The organism is Mesorhizobium intechi (assembly GCF_002879535.1).
GTDB lineage: Bacteria > Pseudomonadota > Alphaproteobacteria > Rhizobiales > Rhizobiaceae > Mesorhizobium > Mesorhizobium intechi.
The window spans coordinates 17,361-32,995 of the sequence record NZ_PNOT02000187.1 but is presented as its reverse complement, the minus strand read 5'-3'; the positions used below and the strand labels follow the sequence as shown (position 1 = coordinate 32,995).

General features: G+C 64.8%; 15 protein-coding genes. 7 read left to right on the top strand and 8 right to left on the bottom strand.

Annotated elements, in window-relative coordinates:
- Positions 1 to 109 precede the first annotated feature (109 nt).
- Both C1D09_RS15710 and C1D09_RS15705 read left to right on the top strand, forming a co-directional pair.
- The gene (locus C1D09_RS15710) at positions 110 to 1,258 is read left to right on the top strand and encodes a Gfo/Idh/MocA family protein (RefSeq protein ID WP_143975171.1); all 1,149 of its coding nucleotides are present in this window, start codon (positions 110 to 112) and stop codon (positions 1,256 to 1,258) included.
- A 134-nt stretch (positions 1,259 to 1,392) separates the two neighbouring features.
- Positions 1,393 to 2,343 carry an alpha/beta hydrolase gene (locus C1D09_RS15705; RefSeq protein ID WP_143975170.1) on the top strand — a complete coding sequence of 317 codons (951 nt, stop codon included), beginning with the start codon at positions 1,393 to 1,395 and terminating at the stop codon, positions 2,341 to 2,343.
- Here the strand turns inward: C1D09_RS15705 and C1D09_RS15700 are convergent.
- Positions 2,331 to 3,365, bottom strand: coding sequence for a LacI family DNA-binding transcriptional regulator (locus C1D09_RS15700; protein WP_143975169.1), 1,035 nt, complete (start codon positions 3,363 to 3,365; stop codon positions 2,331 to 2,333). The genes C1D09_RS15705 and C1D09_RS15700 overlap by 13 nt on opposite strands.
- A 260-nt stretch (positions 3,366 to 3,625) precedes the next feature.
- Between C1D09_RS15700 and C1D09_RS15695 the strand changes: the two genes are divergently transcribed.
- Both C1D09_RS15695 and C1D09_RS15690 read left to right on the top strand, forming a co-directional pair.
- Positions 3,626 to 4,579, top strand: coding sequence for a sugar kinase (locus tag C1D09_RS15695; protein WP_143975168.1), 954 nt, complete (start codon positions 3,626 to 3,628; stop codon positions 4,577 to 4,579).
- On the top strand, positions 4,576 to 5,859 hold the full coding sequence (locus tag C1D09_RS15690) for a D-tagatose-bisphosphate aldolase, class II, non-catalytic subunit (RefSeq protein WP_143975167.1): 1,284 nt from the start codon (positions 4,576 to 4,578) through the stop codon (positions 5,857 to 5,859). The genes C1D09_RS15695 and C1D09_RS15690 overlap by 4 nt, the downstream gene beginning before the upstream one ends.
- 103 nt (positions 5,860 to 5,962) lie before the next feature.
- On the opposite strand, the gene C1D09_RS15685 is transcribed toward C1D09_RS15690, so the two are convergent.
- Genes C1D09_RS15685 through C1D09_RS15655 form a run of 7 tightly spaced genes read right to left on the bottom strand, consistent with a single transcriptional unit; the run spans position 5,963 to position 12,276 of the window.
- A complete protein-coding gene (locus tag C1D09_RS15685; protein WP_095771214.1) occupies positions 5,963 to 6,754 on the bottom strand; it encodes a sugar isomerase domain-containing protein in 792 nt (263 codons plus the stop codon).
- A gap of 35 nt (positions 6,755 to 6,789) precedes the next feature.
- Positions 6,790 to 7,560: a GntR family transcriptional regulator gene (locus C1D09_RS15680; RefSeq protein ID WP_032920989.1), complete on the bottom strand. Its 771-nt coding sequence runs from the start codon at positions 7,558 to 7,560 to the stop codon at positions 6,790 to 6,792.
- A complete protein-coding gene (locus C1D09_RS15675; RefSeq protein ID WP_143975166.1) occupies positions 7,557 to 8,432 on the bottom strand; it encodes an ROK family protein in 876 nt (291 codons plus the stop codon). Before C1D09_RS15675 ends, C1D09_RS15680 begins: the two co-directional genes overlap by 4 nt.
- A complete protein-coding gene (locus C1D09_RS15670; protein WP_143975165.1) occupies positions 8,429 to 9,169 on the bottom strand; it encodes a PIG-L deacetylase family protein in 741 nt (246 codons plus the stop codon). The genes C1D09_RS15675 and C1D09_RS15670 overlap by 4 nt, the downstream gene beginning before the upstream one ends.
- On the bottom strand, positions 9,166 to 10,023 hold the full coding sequence (locus C1D09_RS15665) for a carbohydrate ABC transporter permease (RefSeq protein WP_143975164.1): 858 nt from the start codon (positions 10,021 to 10,023) through the stop codon (positions 9,166 to 9,168). The genes C1D09_RS15670 and C1D09_RS15665 overlap by 4 nt, the downstream gene beginning before the upstream one ends.
- A complete protein-coding gene (locus C1D09_RS15660; RefSeq protein WP_143975163.1) occupies positions 10,020 to 10,952 on the bottom strand; it encodes a carbohydrate ABC transporter permease in 933 nt (310 codons plus the stop codon). The genes C1D09_RS15665 and C1D09_RS15660 overlap by 4 nt, the downstream gene beginning before the upstream one ends.
- Before the next feature lie 52 nt (positions 10,953 to 11,004).
- Positions 11,005 to 12,276, bottom strand: a complete 1,272-nt coding sequence (locus C1D09_RS15655; protein ID WP_143975162.1) for an extracellular solute-binding protein — start codon at positions 12,274 to 12,276, stop codon at positions 11,005 to 11,007.
- 312 nt (positions 12,277 to 12,588) lie between these two features.
- On the opposite strand from C1D09_RS15655, the gene C1D09_RS15650 reads away from it, so the two are divergent.
- Genes C1D09_RS15650 through C1D09_RS15640 form a run of 3 tightly spaced genes read left to right on the top strand, consistent with a single transcriptional unit; the run spans position 12,589 to position 15,631 of the window.
- Positions 12,589 to 13,881: an ABC transporter substrate-binding protein gene (locus C1D09_RS15650; RefSeq protein ID WP_143975161.1), complete on the top strand. Its 1,293-nt coding sequence runs from the start codon at positions 12,589 to 12,591 to the stop codon at positions 13,879 to 13,881.
- Positions 13,881 to 14,771 carry a carbohydrate ABC transporter permease gene (locus C1D09_RS15645; RefSeq protein WP_143975160.1) on the top strand — a complete coding sequence of 297 codons (891 nt, stop codon included), beginning with the start codon at positions 13,881 to 13,883 and terminating at the stop codon, positions 14,769 to 14,771. The genes C1D09_RS15650 and C1D09_RS15645 overlap by 1 nt, the downstream gene beginning before the upstream one ends.
- Positions 14,768 to 15,631, top strand: a complete 864-nt coding sequence (locus C1D09_RS15640) for a carbohydrate ABC transporter permease (RefSeq protein WP_143975159.1) — start codon at positions 14,768 to 14,770, stop codon at positions 15,629 to 15,631. The genes C1D09_RS15645 and C1D09_RS15640 overlap by 4 nt, the downstream gene beginning before the upstream one ends.
- The last annotated feature ends 4 nt before the right edge of the window (positions 15,632 to 15,635 follow it).

Genomic DNA, 15,635 nt, shown 5'->3' with positions numbered 1-15,635 from the left:
TTTACGCGCGTCAAGATTTAAAATGTTGTATAGCACTCGTCCACCACGATCCGTTCCCCGGCGCAGCGGATCCGGCAGAGCATGACCCTATTGGGAGGACCGACCAGAAATGCAGGCTAGATCAAAGGCGAAGCTGGGAATTGGCGTCATCGGGTGTGGCAACATCTCGATGACCTACCTGCGCAATGCCGCCCTCTTCGATGGAATCGAACTTAGCGCCTGCGCCGATATCTCCGCCGACATGGCGGCGTTGCGGGCCAAGGAATATGGCATCCGGGCGCTCGGTGTCGATGCGCTTCTGGCCGACCCAGAGATCGATCTGGTCCTGAACCTGACCATTCCCGCCGCGCATTTCGACATTTCGTTTTCAGCCCTTTCGGCGGGAAAACACGTCTTCACCGAAAAGCCGCTGGCGACGTCGGCCAGCGACGGACGCCGGCTGGTAGCGGAGGCTGCCAAGCGCGGCGTGCTGCTCGGCTCGGCGCCCGACACCTTCCTCGGCGCCGCCGGACGCCGAGCTCGCCGCCTGATGGATGAGGGCGCCATCGGTCGCCCGGTCACCGGCACCGCCTTCATGATGGGGCGTGGCATGGAGCATTGGCACCCCAATCCGCAATTCTACTATCAGCCGGGCGGCGGCCCGGTGTTCGACATGGGTCCCTATTACCTGACCATGCTGGTCAACCTGCTCGGCCCGGTCGCGCGCGTCATGGCTATGGCGACACGCGGCCAGGAGGAACGCCTGATCACTGCCGAAGGCCCGTTCAAGAACACGACATTCAAGGTCGGGACGCCGACCAACGTGCTGTCCCTGCTCGAATTCCGCTCGGGCGCCACCGTTACCTTTGGCGCCTCATGGGACGTCTTCAAGCATTCCAACCATCCGATCGAATTGCACGGTACCGAGGGCTCGCTGCGCCTGCCCGATCCCGACACGTTCGGCGGGACCGTCTCGTTGTCCGAACGTGGCGCGGGATGGAAGGATTTCGCCAGCGACGGCGAGCTCTACGGCACCCGCAACTGGCCCTATGCGGCGCCTGATCGTGCCAATTACCGCATGCTCGGCGTCGCCGATCTGGTGCGTTCGCTGAAGACAGGCGCCGCACCCCGTGCGTCCGGCAATCTGGCGCTGCATGCGCTGGAGATCATGGAGGCCATTCTCCACTCCGGCGAAACGAGAAGCTCCGTCGCCATCACCGCCGATGTCGTCCAGCCGGCGCTGTTGACCGAGCACGAGGCGAGCAGCCTCCTCGCCTAGCACGGTTCGCCGTTTCGCGGAAACGGCGAACCGCCCTGGCTCTTGTTTTCGCAATTCCCAGGGGAAAACGCTCTGCGCTTTTCCCGGGAAGCCGCTGTACACTTTTCCTGGAATTGCTTTCGATGGAGATGGCAATGACGCTTGACCCTGATGCCTTGCGCGTCCTTGAAATCGGCCGTGCGGCCGGCGGCGAGCCCTTCGAAGACGGTAGCGTGGCGGCGGCTCGGGCTGCCTATAACGCATCGTTCCCGACACTGCAGGGCGAACACGAGCCCGTCGCGGCGACCTTGCGGCAAGAGATCGATGGCCCGAACGGCCCGGTCACGATCCGCATCCATCGCGGCATCGGCGCGCCACGCACCGGCGCGCGTGCCGTGCTCTATCTGCATGGCGGCGGCTGGGTCCTGGGCAATCTCGCCTCGCATGACGAGATCTGCAGATGGCTGGCCAATCTGAGCAACGCCGTCGTGGTCTACCCCGATTACCGACTGGCGCCGGAGCATGAATTTCCCGCCGGGCTCGAGGATTGCACGGCTGTGCTCCGCTTCATGGCGCAGAATGCCGGGGCGCTCGGCATCGACCCGGCCCGTATCGCCGTAGCCGGTGACAGCGCCGGCGGCAACCTTGCCGCCGTTCTGGCGTTGCTTGCCCGCGACGGGCTGGCGCCGCCGCTTGCCGCGCAGGTCCTGATCTATCCCAACACCGATGCCCGCCAGACGGCGGACAGCTATCGGCGCTTCGGCGACGGCTTTGGACTCACCGCTGCCACCATGGCCTGGTTCCGCGACCACTATGTGCGGACGCCGGACGACATCACCGACTGGCGCGTGTCGCCGCTGCTGGCCCCAAGCCTTGCCGGCACGGCACCTGCATTCGTCGTGATCGCCGGCCATGATATTCTCGCCGACGAAGGCACGGCCTATGCCGAGCGCCTGCGGATCGAAGGCGTGCCTCTGGTCCTGCGGCCGTGGCTGGGCCAGATCCACGGTTTCGTTTCGATGGGCCGCCATATATTGGCCGCGCGGCAGGCGGTGAGCGAGGCGGCGGCCTGGCTGCAATTGCAGACGCGTGTTCAGGCAGACTGACGCATCACCAGCGTCGCGCCGAGCTTGACGTTGCGCGCCAGACCCTGGCCTGGTGAATCGGCCTCATCCAGCAAGGCCAGCAGGATCTCTACGCTGCGGCCGGCCATGGCGGCGAAATCCTGCGCCATGGTGGTCAGCGCCGGACAGGTGTAACGGCTCAGCGGATGATCGTCATGGGCGGCGACACGGAAATCGCAATCGGCCCGGCGGCCGATCTTCAGCCCGCGCGAGAAGGCGGCTGCCATGACGCCGAAAGCGAGGCGGTCATTGGCGCACAGCAGCGTGCGCGCCGGCAGGCCGCCTGTCTCGAGCGTCCTGTCCATCCATTCATGGCCGATGCGCTCAAAATCCCAGCTGTAGTCGCCTGCCGCCTTGAGCACGACGGGCTCAAGGCCGGCGGCCCGCATCGTGTCGATATAGCTCTGCAGGCGCTCGCCGGAATTGTGGTTGACGTGCGGAATGTCGACATAGGCCGGCGGTTCGCCGGACCGGCAGAGATAGTCGACAATGGTCGACGTGCTCTGGTGGTTGTCGTTGCCGACGAAAGGCGTGTCGCCCTCGATGTAGGTGTCGAAATAGACGATCGGAATGTCCTCGCTCATCCGCTCGAAGACGCCGGGTTCGGAGACCAACCCCAGCGGAGCGACGATGGCGCCGGCAACCTTCAGCGACATCAGCGTCCTGACCGATTCCGCCTCCAGCTTCGGCGAGCCGTGCGAGGAGATGACGATCGGCCAGAAACCTTCGTCGCGGCAGCGCAGTTCGATGCGGCTGACCATTTCGGCATAGAACGGATCGGTGAGCGCCGGCACGACGATGCCGACATTGCGGGTGCGCTTGCGGTTGAGATTGCGCGCGAAAACGTTCGGCTGGTAGTCCGAGGATCGCAGCGCCGCCTCGATGCGCGCCCGTGTCGCCGGCTTAACACTGGCCGGATCGTCGAAATACTTCGACAGGGTCGGCCGCGACACGCCTGACGCCCTGGCGAAATCATCCATCGTGCGGTGGGTCTTCTCCGCCATCGATCTTTCCAACCCCCTTGCCCAGGCCCGCCAACCTTCCCGGTCGGGGCCAGAATCAGCCTTGCGGCCGTTGCCATGAGGCAGCATTGCTTGACCGACTTTGTTCAGTCAAATTTCTTGCGTTTCCAGTACAACGCAAAAGAGTTGCGCGCGTCAAATTATTTATTGACGCTCCAAAAGCTGCGACTTAGGTTTTGAAACTGAACGACATGGAAGGGCGCTCGGCAACCGGCCGCCGACCATCCGGCAATGGTGAGGACATGAAGAAACTGGTTTGCGCCGGCGAGATCCTGGTCGAGATCATGGCCGAGCGGATCGGTCAGAGTTTCCTTGCCCCCGGCCCGCTCGTCGGCCCGTTTCCATCGGGCGCGCCGGCGATCTTCATCGACCAGGCGGCGCGGCTCGGCCAGCCGGCGGGCCTGATCGCTGCCGTCGGCGACGATGATTTCGGTCATTTGAACATCGAGCGCCTGCGTGCCGACGGGGCCGACATCTCGGCCATCAAGGTCCATCGGGGGGCTGCCACGGGCACGGCTTTCGTTACCTATGAAACCGATGGCAGCCGGCACTTCGTCTACAACATCAAGCACAGTGCAGCCGGCCTGATCGAGATCGGCGCCGAGGCACGCACGCTGCTGGCCGGCGCCGACCATTTTCACGTCATGGGCACCTCACTGTTCTCGCCCGAGGTGATCGAGGTCGTGCGCACCGGGATCGAGGCGGTCAAGGCTCGTGGCGGGACGGTGTCCTTCGATCCCAACATCCGCAAGGAGATGCTGGATTTGCCGGGCGTGCGCGATGCCTTGCATTTCGTGCTGTCGATGACCGACATTTTCCTGCCGAGCGGACCGGAACTGTTCATCTTCGCCCGGGCGACGGACGAAGAGAGCGCGGCACGCGAAATGCTGGACCGCGGTATCTCCGCCGTGGTCATCAAGAAAGGCGCGCAAGGTGCCGTTCACTACGAAAAGACCGGACGCACCGCATCACCCGGCTTCATCGTCGACGAAATCGATCCGACCGGCGCCGGCGACTGCTTTGCCGCGGCCTTCGTTTCCTTCTGGCTGCGCGGCGACGCGCCGGAAAAAGCACTGCGCATCGCCAATGGCTGTGGCGCGCTGGCGGTGACCAAGAAGGGACCGATGGAGGGCATCGCCTCGCTTGCCACGGTCGAGGCTTTCCTCGCGACCGCCCGGACCGGGGCGCCGGTATGAGCCAGGCGACGGACAGGCTGGCGGCCATCGCGGCGCGCCGTGCGGCCGGCGAACGCTGCGGCATCGCTTCGATCTGCTCGGCCCATCCGCTGGTCATCGAAGCGGCGCTGCGCCATGGCAAGGCGCGCGATGCCGACGTGCTGATCGAGGCCACCTGCAACCAGGTGAACCACGAGGGCGGCTACACCGGCATGACACCGGCGGATTTCCGCCGCTTCGTAGAGGCCATCGCCGGCAAGATCGGCTTTTCCCTCGACAGGCTGGTGCTCGGCGGTGACCATCTCGGCCCCAATCCGTGGAAACAACTGCCGGCGCCCGAGGCGATGGCGAAGGCTTCGCGCATGGTTGACGCCTATGCCGAGGCCGGCTTCACCAAGATCCATCTCGACGCCAGCATGGGCTGTGCCGGCGAAGGCGCCGCACCGCCCGATGCGACGATCGCCGCGCGCGCCGCCGAACTGGCCGCGGTGGCGGAGGCCGCCGCCGAACGAATGGGCGGCACAAAGCCAGTCTACGTCATCGGCACCGAAGTGCCGGTGCCGGGGGGCGCCCTGGAAGCGATGGACCATCTGGCGGTGACAACGCCCGAGGCGGCACGAGAGACGGTGCGTATCCATCGCGATGCCTTCAGCCGGCGAGGCCTCGACCAGGCCTTCTCGCGGACGCTCGGTGTCGTCGTGCAGCCGGGTGTCGAATTCGGCAATGCCGAGGTGATCACCTATAAACCGGAACGCGCCCGTGCATTGGCCGGCACGCTGCGGGATCTGCCGCAATTCGTCTTCGAGGCGCATTCGACCGACTACCAGCCGGTATCGGCACTGATCGCGCTGGTCGATGACGGCTTCGCCATCCTCAAGGTCGGGCCGTGGCTGACCTTCGCGCTGCGCGAAGCGCTCTATGGCCTGAGCCATATCGCCGACATTCTGGCCCCCGACCCGGCGAGGGAAAGCCTGCCGGTGGCCATGGAACGCGTGATGCTGGCGGCGCCGGGCAATTGGAATAACTATTATCACGGCTCGCAGGCCGAACAACGCATCGAACGCCATTTCTCCTACAGCGACCGCATCCGCTACTACTGGCCGGCGCCGTCGGCCCAGCAGGCCGCCGACGCGCTGATGCAGGCGCTCGGCGACCGCGACATCCCCCTGCCCCTCATCAGCCAGTATCTCGGCCGCCTGAACGGCGCGGTAGCGAACGGGTCGGTCGCGCCAAAAGCCGAGGCGTTGCTGATCGCCAGCGTGACGGAGGTTCTCGACATATACGCCAGCGCAACCGCCTGATCCACGGTTACAGCTGAGTTGGCGGGACCAGCGCCCCGTTGTGCGACGGGCTTCCAGATCGCGGTGCGCGTCGGGGAGGCGCCGCCTCCCCGATCCCGGGATCTCACTCGCCGCGCATTGTCGCCTGGAAGGTCGGCAGGTGCTTCTTCTGTGCTTCCAGCATGCGTTCGCGGTAGACGCCGTAGATAACGTCGGTGTCGTGCAGCGTCACGCCTGATATCGTCGGTGAGGCGAAGACCGGCAGTTCGATGCCGCGCTTGGCGAGTTGCTCGGCGGTGCGCGCGATCAGCTCATGCGCGAGGATCATGGCGAGCACCGTCGACGAGCCCGACACGGGACGGCTCCAGCCTTCGACCGGCACGATGGCGTCCTCGATCGGTGAACACGTGTCGATGACGAGGTCCGCCGCATCGGCCAGCCGCTTGCCGGAGGAATGCGTCGCCGGTTTGTCGAGATTGTTCTTGCTGGTCACCGCGACGACGAAAATGCCGCGCTTCTTGGCATAGAGCGCGGTATCGATACCGGAGGAATTGCGGCCGCTGTGGCCGAAGATGATAATCGAATCGCCCTTGTTGAGCGGCTGGTGGTCGAGGAATTTCTCGGCGTATTTCTCCGTCCGCTCCAGCCACAAGAGCTCGCGCACGCCACCGGCGCCGAGCACGTTGTGCCACATGACACGCGGGTCGGTCAGCGGGTTGAAGCCGACATAGCTGCCGTAGCGCGGGAACACTTCCTGCACCGGCAGCACCGAATGGCCCGAACCGTAGAGATGAACCAGCCCGCCGCCCTCGAGCGAGTCGGCGAAGCGGCTGGCGGCCTGGCCGAAGGCCTCTTCATTGGCTTTCGCCGCCTGGTCGATAAGAGCGGTGAGACGGTGGATGTAGAGATCGGACACTTGGGTACTCCTGTTATGTGTCGGCTTGGAAAGGATCAGCTCCTGGGGGTCGACGGGACACGACCGGCGCGCAACGTCGAGCGGATTTCATAGCGGTCGCCCCGCATGATCGAGACGGTGAATTCGAACGGGCCGCGTTCGTCGGTGGTGATGCGCTCGACGACGAAAGCGGGGCTGCCGGCCGGGAGATCGAGCAGTTCGGCATCCGCCGCGCCGACGGCGCCAACGCGGTAATTCTCCCGCGCGGCCACCGGCACGATGCCGTAATGGCGCTCCAGCGCCTCGTAGAGGGAGCCCTGCAGCAGGCCGGCGTCGAGGAAGCCCGGCACCCGCACGGCCGACAGCTGCGCCGTTTGGATGCCGATCGGCTCATTGTTGCCGAGCCGCAGGCGCCGGATGCGCACCACCGGATCGCCCTCCTCGATCTCCAGCGCGCCGGCGGCGGCGGCATTGGCCGTGGTCAGGCTGCAATCGAGAAGGCGCGAGCCGGCGACCACGCCCATATTGCCCATCTCCTGGGTGAAGCTGGTCAGCTCGCGGGTGCCGGCCACCAGCGTGGTCGAACGCACGAAGGTGCCGCGGCCATGCTCGCGGCGCAGCAACCCCGCCTCCTCGAGATTGCGCAAGGCATGGCGCAAGGTGATGCGGCTCACGCCGAACAGCGCGCACAGCCTGTCCTCGGCCGGGATCTGGTCGCCCGTCGCCCATTCGCCGCTCTTGACGATGGCGCGGATCGCTTCCTCGACCTGATACCAGAGCGGCTCCGGCCTTCTGCGGTCCGGCTGCTGAAAGCTCGCTTCGCTCATCGCACCTGCCTCCACCCTTCCCCCACACGGCCAGCCAGTGCCGCGCCGACTAGTCCCGCCCCCGGGCCGAACTGGCCGGGCCGGATCTCGATACCGCGCAAATGCGAGGGCAACTGGAGGCGCAGCGCCGCCAGCATCGGCGGGCGCATCACGTCCAGCGCCTCGGCCAGTCCGCCTGAAATCAGCACCGCCTGCGGGTCGAGCAGCGCCACCGCACCGGCAAGCGCTGTGCCGAGCTGGCGTGCCGGCGCTTCAAGCAAGGTCTGCGCGGCGAGCTCGCCGGCGCGGGCAGCGGCGATCAACTGGCGGCCGTCGGCGAGCCCGACCTGGCCAGCAAGCGCATCGAGCGCCCTGCCGGAAGCGACACGCTCCAGCCAACCGCTGCGTTCCGCGCCATGGTCGTTGATGTCGGCGCAGGCCCAGCCGAAGGAGCAGGCGCCGCCATGCGCGCCGGCAACAATGCGACCATTGGCGAGCACCGCCGAGCCGATGCCGGTGCCGATGGCCAGCAGGATCGCGTCCGACATGCCTTTCGCGCTGCCTTCGACGGCCTCCGCCAGCAGCGCGATCTGAGCGTCATTGCCAAGCGCGATGGGCAGGTCTGGAAACAGCGCCTGGAGGTCGACGCCGTCAAGGAATGGCAGGTTCGGAATCCAGCGGCAGGCCGAGGCCTGGACCAGCCCCGGCACGGCGATGCCGAGCGCCTCGACCGGGCCGGCTTCCCCGCACAGCGCGTTGATGCGAGCGACAAGAGCATCGAGGCTTGCCGGCGCCGGCTCACGGCTCAGCACCTTCAATGCGGCGATGTCGCCGGTTGAGATGGCGGCGCGCAGATTGGTGCCGCCGAGATCGATGGCCAGAACCCGCGTCATCGGCTCGACCCTTTGCCGAGGGGTGGCGAGAACAGGCCGCTGCCGGCATTCCAGGAATGCGACGCCGCCGCGAAAGCCTGAGCATGGCGCGTGCCGCGCAGGCAGCCGCGCAGCCGGTAGAGCGCGCTGTAATAGTCGACATAGGGAAAGCTGCTCAAGCCACGCGCCAGCTCGTATTCCTTGACCGCCTCATTCCAGGCTTCGAAGCCGTCGCTGACATCGACGAGATTTTCGGGGCGGAAACCGTCATCGTCCTCCCAGTTCTCGCCGAACAGCAGCAATTGCGGCGTGTGCGCAGCATGATCGCTGGCAATGGTCGGCAGGGCGGCGAAGAAGATGCCGGTCTGCGTCAGATGCGCGGCGGCGCGATGGTCCTTGTGCCAGCTGCCGTGCCAATGGGTTATGACGATCTCCGGCTTCAGCTCGCGAATGACGTCGCACACTTCCAGCGCGGCCTCGTCGTTGGAGGGCAGGAAGGCATCGCGCAGGCCAAGACCGCGCGCGGTGACGCCGAGACGCGCGGCCGCCCTGCCCGCTTCCTCTTCCTTCTGCGCGCAATAATGCTCGGGGATGAGGCAGGGGTGGCCCTGTTCGCCCATGGTCAGATGCAGGAAGGTTACCGCGGCCCCGCGCTTGACGGCGGTCGCCGCCAGCGGCCCGGCGATCACCTCTGCGTCGAAGGCATGCGCGCCGATCACCAGGATGGAGTGCGCGGCGTAGATCCTGTCCTCGATCATTTCATGCCTCCCCCGGCGCCGACGCCCTCGCGAATCTGGCGCGCCAGCAGACAATACATGATCAGGATGGGCGCCATGGAGATCGCCAGCGAAGCGAAGACCAGGCCCCAATCGGTGCGAAACTGGCCGACGAAGACGCTGATCGCCAGCGGCACCGTCTTGTAGCGGTCGTCGAAGATGAAGATCAGCGGGAAGAAGAAATCGTTCCACACGGCGATTGCCGTGAAGATGGCCACGATCGACACCGCCGGCTTCACCATCGGCAGGATGATCTGGAACAGGATGCGGACCTCGCCGGCGCCATCCATGCGCGCCGCCTCGTCGAGTTCGGAGGGTAGGACGCGCATGAAATTGGCGAAGATGAAGACGGCGAAGGGAATGCGGATCGCCGAATAGACCAGGATCAATCCGGTCAGCGAATCCAGGAGGCCGAGATTGCGCATGAGAGTGAACAGCTCGACCGAGGCCAGCCGGATCGGCAGCATGATGCCGGACAGGAACAGGCCGAGCATGACAGCGTTCCAGCCGAGCCGATAACGGCTCAGCGGATAGGCGGCCATGGCCGAGACGACGATTGTGAGGATCACCGCACCGCCGGTGACGATCAGGCTGTTGATGAAATTATGACCGAGATCGGCGCGCGTCCAGGCATTGACGAAATTGTCGAGAGCCCAGCTTTGCGGGAGGCCAAGCCGGTTGTCGTAGATTTCGGCCGTGGTCTTGAAGCAGGAGACGACGAGAATGTAGAGCGGCAGCAGCACGGCCGCCGTCCATACGGCGAGCACCGCCCAGCCCGGCAGCCGCGCCAATTGCCGCGAGATCATCGGCCGGTCTGAAATCGCCAGCGCGTTCATAGCTGCACCGTGCGGCGGTCGAAAAAGCGCAGCATCAGCAGCGTGCCGACGCCGAGGATCAGGAACAGCATGGTGCCAAGTGCCAAAGCGAGACCGATATCGGTGATGCCGACGGCGCCTTCGGCGCCGAAGGCCAGCCGGTAGAAATAGGTCACCAGCGTGTCGGTCGAATAGCTCGGATTGCCCTGCACGCCCTGCATGACATAGACGATGTCGAACTGGTTGAAGGTATTGATGAAGGACAAGGTCGTCAGCGTGCCCAGCGCCGGCATCAGCAGCGGCAGCGCGACCGAGAACAGCATGCGCGCATTGCCGGCGCCGTCGAGCTTGGCCGCCTCGAAAATCTGGCCGGAAATCTGCCGCAGACCCGCCGTGTAGATCAGCACCGGCAGGCCCATCCAGTTCCATGCGTCGACGGCGATCAGCATGCCAAGCGCGGCGTGGCTGTTGCCGAGCACGGTGAGGCTGCCCTGGTGCATTCCGAGCCCATTCAGAGCCCATTCGACGACGCCGCCCGGCGCCAACAGCAGCCGCCACAGGGCGCCGACAATGACGGGACTCAACACCGCCGGGAAGAAGAACACCGACTGGAAGAAGGCGGCTCCCTTGTCGCGCAGAAACAGCAGCCAGGCCAACAAAAGCCCGATGCCGTTCTGGAAGACCATGATGCCGAAGAACCAGGCGGTGTTGTGCCACAGCGCGCCGTAGAGCCGCGCGCCGCTGGGGAAAACGAACAGCCGCGAGAAATTCGACAGGCCGGCGAATTCCACCATGCGCAGCCCCTTCCAGATGAAGAAACTGCCCCACAGCGACATCGCCAGGGGATAGAGGACGAACAAGGCATAGACCGCCAGCGCCGGTAGGATGAACAGCACGGCCATGCGCTGCTGCGTGCGTTTCAGGCTGCTTGTGCGGCGAAGGGTGGTCATACGCTGTTTGTGTCCAGACGAGAGGCCGGCCGTGATGCGACGGGCCGGCTCCTTACTGTTTCGGCTTGAACCAGGTGGCGACGGCGGCCTGCATGTCGGCTGCCAGTTTCTCCGGCGCGATGTTGCCTTGGACCATGTCGATGATCTCCGACTGCAGCACCGAAGAGGCCGTCGGCGACTGCCAGCGAAAGCCGACCAGCGTCAGGTAAGGCGTCGAGTTCTTCGACATCGCCATCATCTCGGCCAGCACCGGATCCTTCACCGTGACATCGGCGCGGGCCGGCGGCCAGCCGAGTTCGTCGGCGAACATCTGCGCGAATTCGGCCGAGGCCATGAAGCCCAGCACCTTGGTCGCGGCCTCCTTGTTTTGGCTCTCCGACACCAGACCATAGGAGCCGTCGGAGAAGGCCGAGGTGTACAGCTTTGCCCCGGCATCGTCGGCCGGGAACGGGAAGATCGAGAATTTCAGCTTCGGGTTCTGCGCCTTGAAGCTGCCGTTCTCGAACGAACCGCCCAGGAACATCGCCGCCTTGCCGCCAATGAACTGTTGCGTGGCGGTAGTGTAGTCGATGCCGGCGAAGCCATCAGGAAAATAAGGCTTCAACTCGGCGAAGCGCTTCAGCGCCGCGACATAACGGGGATCCTCGAAGGTGGCCTTGCCTGTCATCATCTCATCGTAGAAGCCCGGGCCGTAGACGGTCGGGCCGATGACGCCGACGCCGATCTCAAGCTCCCAGGCCGAGCCATTGGCGCCGCCGGTGGCGATCGGCGTGATGCCGGCCGCCTTCAGCTTCTCGCAGGCGACGACGAAATCCTTGTAGGTCTTGGGGATTTCGATGCCCTGGGCGGCGAAAATATCCTGGTTGTAGAAGACGCCCATCATCGGCACGGAATAGGGCACGCCATAGAGCTTGCCATCTGTGCGGCCGCGCGCGCCGCCAAGCGCGGCGTCCGCCATGTTCTTCAATTCGGGGACACTGTCGTCGAGAGCGTCGAGATAGCCGGCGTCGACGAAGGGCTGCAATTCGCCATAGGCCTTGAGCTGGGCGATGTCGGGCCCGCGGCCGCCGCGCAGGGCGGTGCTCAGTCGGTTCTGGTAATCGGCGTCCGGTGTGAACTGGATGTTGACCTTAATGCCGGCGTTCTTGGCCTCGAAGGCGTCGAAGATGCGGCGCATCGCGGCCCCGTCCTCGGTGCGCCAGCTCCACAGTGTCACCGTGCTGTCGGCCCTCGCCGGCAAGGCGGTGAAGACGCCGGCACAGGCGGCGGCAAGGCCGCCGATCAGGCCAAGGGCCGCACGTCGATGAAGTGAAAGCATGCTCATTGCCCAGTCTCCCATTTTTTCTGTCCTTGGCGTCCCGCAGCGCTTCGACGCTGCGAGACAGTCATTGGCTCAAGTCATTATAACGACATAGCCGCTTTCGCAAGAGGTCTGGCACGCGCAGGGAATAGCGCCAAAGAGAGACAACTGGCAGCTATATGCCATCAGTATATTGTTTTTAACCGATAAAACTACGGTTGCCGGCAGAACGAAGAAATCTGAAACTGGTCGATACCAAGCTTTTTCGCCGACAGGCTCTTGCGTCGCCGCCTGAAGTTGTCATAACGTCATCGCGATCGACAGGGAGGATGAGGAATGTCGTTTGCCTGGACTTCGAAACTGGCGCTGGCCGCGGGCCTGGCTATCCTGCCTGCCACGGCATGGGCGCAATCGGTCAACATTTCCTATTTGACGCACTGGTCGCCGGAGACGGTCGCGCTGCTCGAAGCAGCGGCCAAGGATTATGCCAAGGCAAATCCGGACGTCAGCGTCACCGTGCGGGCCGTTCCCTTCGGCGATCTCCTGACCACGCTACGCTCGCAAGGCAGCGGCTCGGACGGCCCGACGATCGGCGGTATCTACGATTTGTGGCTGCCGGAACTCGCCCGAGACAAGCTGGTTGCGCCCGCGCCCGACGCGGTGGCAAGCGAGGTCAAGGCCGCGTGGCCGGCGGGCATCACCAGCGCTGCCTCTGTCGGCGGCGCGCTCTACGGCATTCCCAACGAGATCGACGTCTATGCGCTGAACTACAACAAGGCGCTGTTCAAGCAGGCGGGTGTCGCGGCACCACCCAAGACCTGGGACGAGTTCAAGGATGCAGCGAAGCGGCTGACCAACAAGGAGGCCGGCCAGCAAGGTTTCGGTATGATCAACAGCTGGGCGGCCGGCGTCGTCCACCCCTTCGCCTCGCTCCTTGTCTCCAACGGCGGCGAGTTGGTTAAGGACGGCAAGCCGGCGCTGGACAGCCCGCAGGCCACGCAGACCTTCCAGCTCTATGAGGACCTGATCAAGTCGGGCGCCAGCGTGCCGGCGATGGCGACGGCGGATGCCAACACAACGGGTCCGTTCCTCGACAATTTCGTCTCGGGCAAGACCGGCATGATCATCATGGCCAATTGGTGGGAGAGCGCGCTGAAGACCGGCATGGGCGATAAATTCGCGGACATCGCCACCGCGCCGATCCCGGTCGGCCCGAGCGGCGACAAGCCGCATTCGATCTCCTATTCCTGGATGACCGTGGTCAACGCCAATGCCGGCGTGGCCGAGCAAAAGGCGGCGTGGGAATTCCTGGCCTGGCTGAACAATCCGAAATCCGGCAGGAACGGCGCCTCGGCGATGTCCGACATCCTGATGTCGATGGGCATCCTGCCCTCGCGCCTGTCTGACATCGACGCACACAAGGACAAGCTCGGCTCGGAATTCCTCTCCGGCTATGTCAGCGTGCTGACCGATGCCAAGCCGTTCCCGGTGGTGCCGGGCGGTCAGGAATTCTCCGAATCCCTGCAGCAGACGCTCGAGGCGTTGCAGTATGGCCAGGTCTCGGCCAAGGATGCGCAGGCGACGGCGCAGGCCGACGCCACCTCGATCCTGGAGCGCGCCGCCAAATAATGATCCAGAGGTACCGTGCCTCGGCGGGCATCATGCTTACGCCCGCCGTGACGCTGATCGGCATCTTCATCCTGTTGCCGATGTTGCTCACCGTCTGGCTGTCCTTTCAGGACTGGTCGACGCAGACGCCGTTTTCCAGCGCCAGATTCATCGGCTTCGACAATTTCCGCGAGATTTTTGGGGCCTCCTCGGTCGGACGTGACTTCAAGGGCGCGCTCACCAACACCGCCATCTATACCGCGTTCTCGATCATCCTCATCCTGCCGCTGTCGGTCGCCTTCGGCCTGATGGTCTACCAGCACGACGTGGCCGGAGGTACGGCGCTGCGGACGGTGCTCTTCTCCACCTACATGGTGCCGATGATCGCGGTGGCGCTTGTCTGGTCGAAGCTCTATTCGCCGAGCGAGGGACCGCTCAACCAGATGCTCGGCCTCATCGGCATCGGCCCACAGCCCTTTTTGTCATCGCCGCGCTCGGCGCTCGTCTCGATCGTCCTCCTCAATGCCTGGCAGCAGGTCGGCTACTTCACCGTGCTGGCGATCGCGGGCCTCACACAGATCCCGGGCAGCCTCTACGAGGCAGCGAAGCTCGACGGCGCCAATCGCTTCGAGCAGTTCCGCTTCATCACGCTGCCGCTGATGCGGCGCACGCTTTTGTTCAGCGCCGTCATCGCCATCATCAACGCCGTGCAGGTGTTCGAGCCGGTGGCATTGATCACGCAGGGTGGGCCGGTCGGCTCGACCAATGTGCTCACCTATCACATCCGCCGCGTCGGCATCGAGCGCGCGCAGGGCGGTCTGGGTTCGGCGATGGCGGTCACGCTGATGCTGTCGCTGATCGTCGTGGTCTGCGCGCTGTTCGCCCTCGCCAACCGGAAGGATCAGGAATGAGCGGGGGATCGTCGAGCCGGCTGTCGCGCAAGCACCCGTCGGGCCGCAAGGCGGTGCTGGCGACGCTGATGCTGCTGGTCGCGGTGGCTTCCGCCTTTCCATTGGTGTGGATGGTGCTGTCGAGCCTCAAGACGCCGGCCGAGAGCATGCAGGTGCCGCCAGTGTGGATACCACACACACCGAGCCTTGATGCCTACGAGAAGGTTTCAGGCGTGGTCAATGTCGGCCGCTCGATGTGGAATTCCCTGGTCATCGCATCGATCACCACCGCCGGCATCCTGGTCACCAGCATGATGGCCGGCTATGCCTTCGCGAAATACCGCTTCCCCGCCAAATCGCTTTTGTTTTCGCTGCTGATCGCCACCATGTTCCTGCCGCCGATCGTGACGTTGATCCCGCTCTATCGCCTCGTCGGTTCGATCGGCCTCAATGCCAGCCTAGCCGGCATTATCGTGCCCAATCTGGCGAATGCCTTCGGCATCTTCCTGATGCGCCAGTTCATCGCCGGCGTGCCGGACGACCTCATCGACGCCGCGCGCATGGACGGCGCTTCGGAGTTGCTGATCCTGTTCAAGATCGTGGCGCCCAGCGTCGCTCCGGCGATCGCCGCACTCGCCCTGTTTGCCTTCGTCTATCACTGGAACAGCTATCTTTGGCCGCTGACCGTGCTGCAAGGCAATGCCGACGCCTATCCGATCGTCATCAGCCTCAGCCGCCTGCTCAGCTACAACCGTGGCGCGGTCAACACCGGGCTGGTGATGGCCGGCGCGACGCTGGCCGTGCTGCCGCCGCTCATCCTGTTCGTCTTGCTGCAGCGCTTCTTCGTCGATTCCATCGTCGGTTCGGCCATCAAGGGATAACGGC

Excerpts from the sequence above, each read along its gene's own strand:
- C1D09_RS15710 (WP_143975171.1), top strand. The coding sequence starts at position 110 with ATGCAGGCTAGATCAAAGGCGAAGCTGGGAATTGGCGTCATCGGGTGT.
- C1D09_RS15705 (WP_143975170.1), top strand. The coding sequence starts at position 1,393 with ATGACGCTTGACCCTGATGCCTTGCGCGTCCTTGAAATCGGCCGTGCG.
- C1D09_RS15700 (WP_143975169.1), bottom strand. The coding sequence starts at position 3,365 with ATGGCGGAGAAGACCCACCGCACGATGGATGATTTCGCCAGGGCGTCA.
- C1D09_RS15695 (WP_143975168.1), top strand. The coding sequence starts at position 3,626 with ATGAAGAAACTGGTTTGCGCCGGCGAGATCCTGGTCGAGATCATGGCC.
- C1D09_RS15690 (WP_143975167.1), top strand. The coding sequence starts at position 4,576 with ATGAGCCAGGCGACGGACAGGCTGGCGGCCATCGCGGCGCGCCGTGCG.
- C1D09_RS15680 (WP_032920989.1), bottom strand. The coding sequence starts at position 7,560 with ATGAGCGAAGCGAGCTTTCAGCAGCCGGACCGCAGAAGGCCGGAGCCG.
- C1D09_RS15675 (WP_143975166.1), bottom strand. The coding sequence starts at position 8,432 with ATGACGCGGGTTCTGGCCATCGATCTCGGCGGCACCAATCTGCGCGCC.
- C1D09_RS15670 (WP_143975165.1), bottom strand. The coding sequence starts at position 9,169 with ATGATCGAGGACAGGATCTACGCCGCGCACTCCATCCTGGTGATCGGC.
- C1D09_RS15665 (WP_143975164.1), bottom strand. The coding sequence starts at position 10,023 with ATGAACGCGCTGGCGATTTCAGACCGGCCGATGATCTCGCGGCAATTG.
- C1D09_RS15660 (WP_143975163.1), bottom strand. The coding sequence starts at position 10,952 with ATGACCACCCTTCGCCGCACAAGCAGCCTGAAACGCACGCAGCAGCGC.
- C1D09_RS15655 (WP_143975162.1), bottom strand. The coding sequence starts at position 12,276 with ATGAGCATGCTTTCACTTCATCGACGTGCGGCCCTTGGCCTGATCGGC.
- C1D09_RS15650 (WP_143975161.1), top strand. The coding sequence starts at position 12,589 with ATGTCGTTTGCCTGGACTTCGAAACTGGCGCTGGCCGCGGGCCTGGCT.
- C1D09_RS15645 (WP_143975160.1), top strand. The coding sequence starts at position 13,881 with ATGATCCAGAGGTACCGTGCCTCGGCGGGCATCATGCTTACGCCCGCC.
- C1D09_RS15640 (WP_143975159.1), top strand. The coding sequence starts at position 14,768 with ATGAGCGGGGGATCGTCGAGCCGGCTGTCGCGCAAGCACCCGTCGGGC.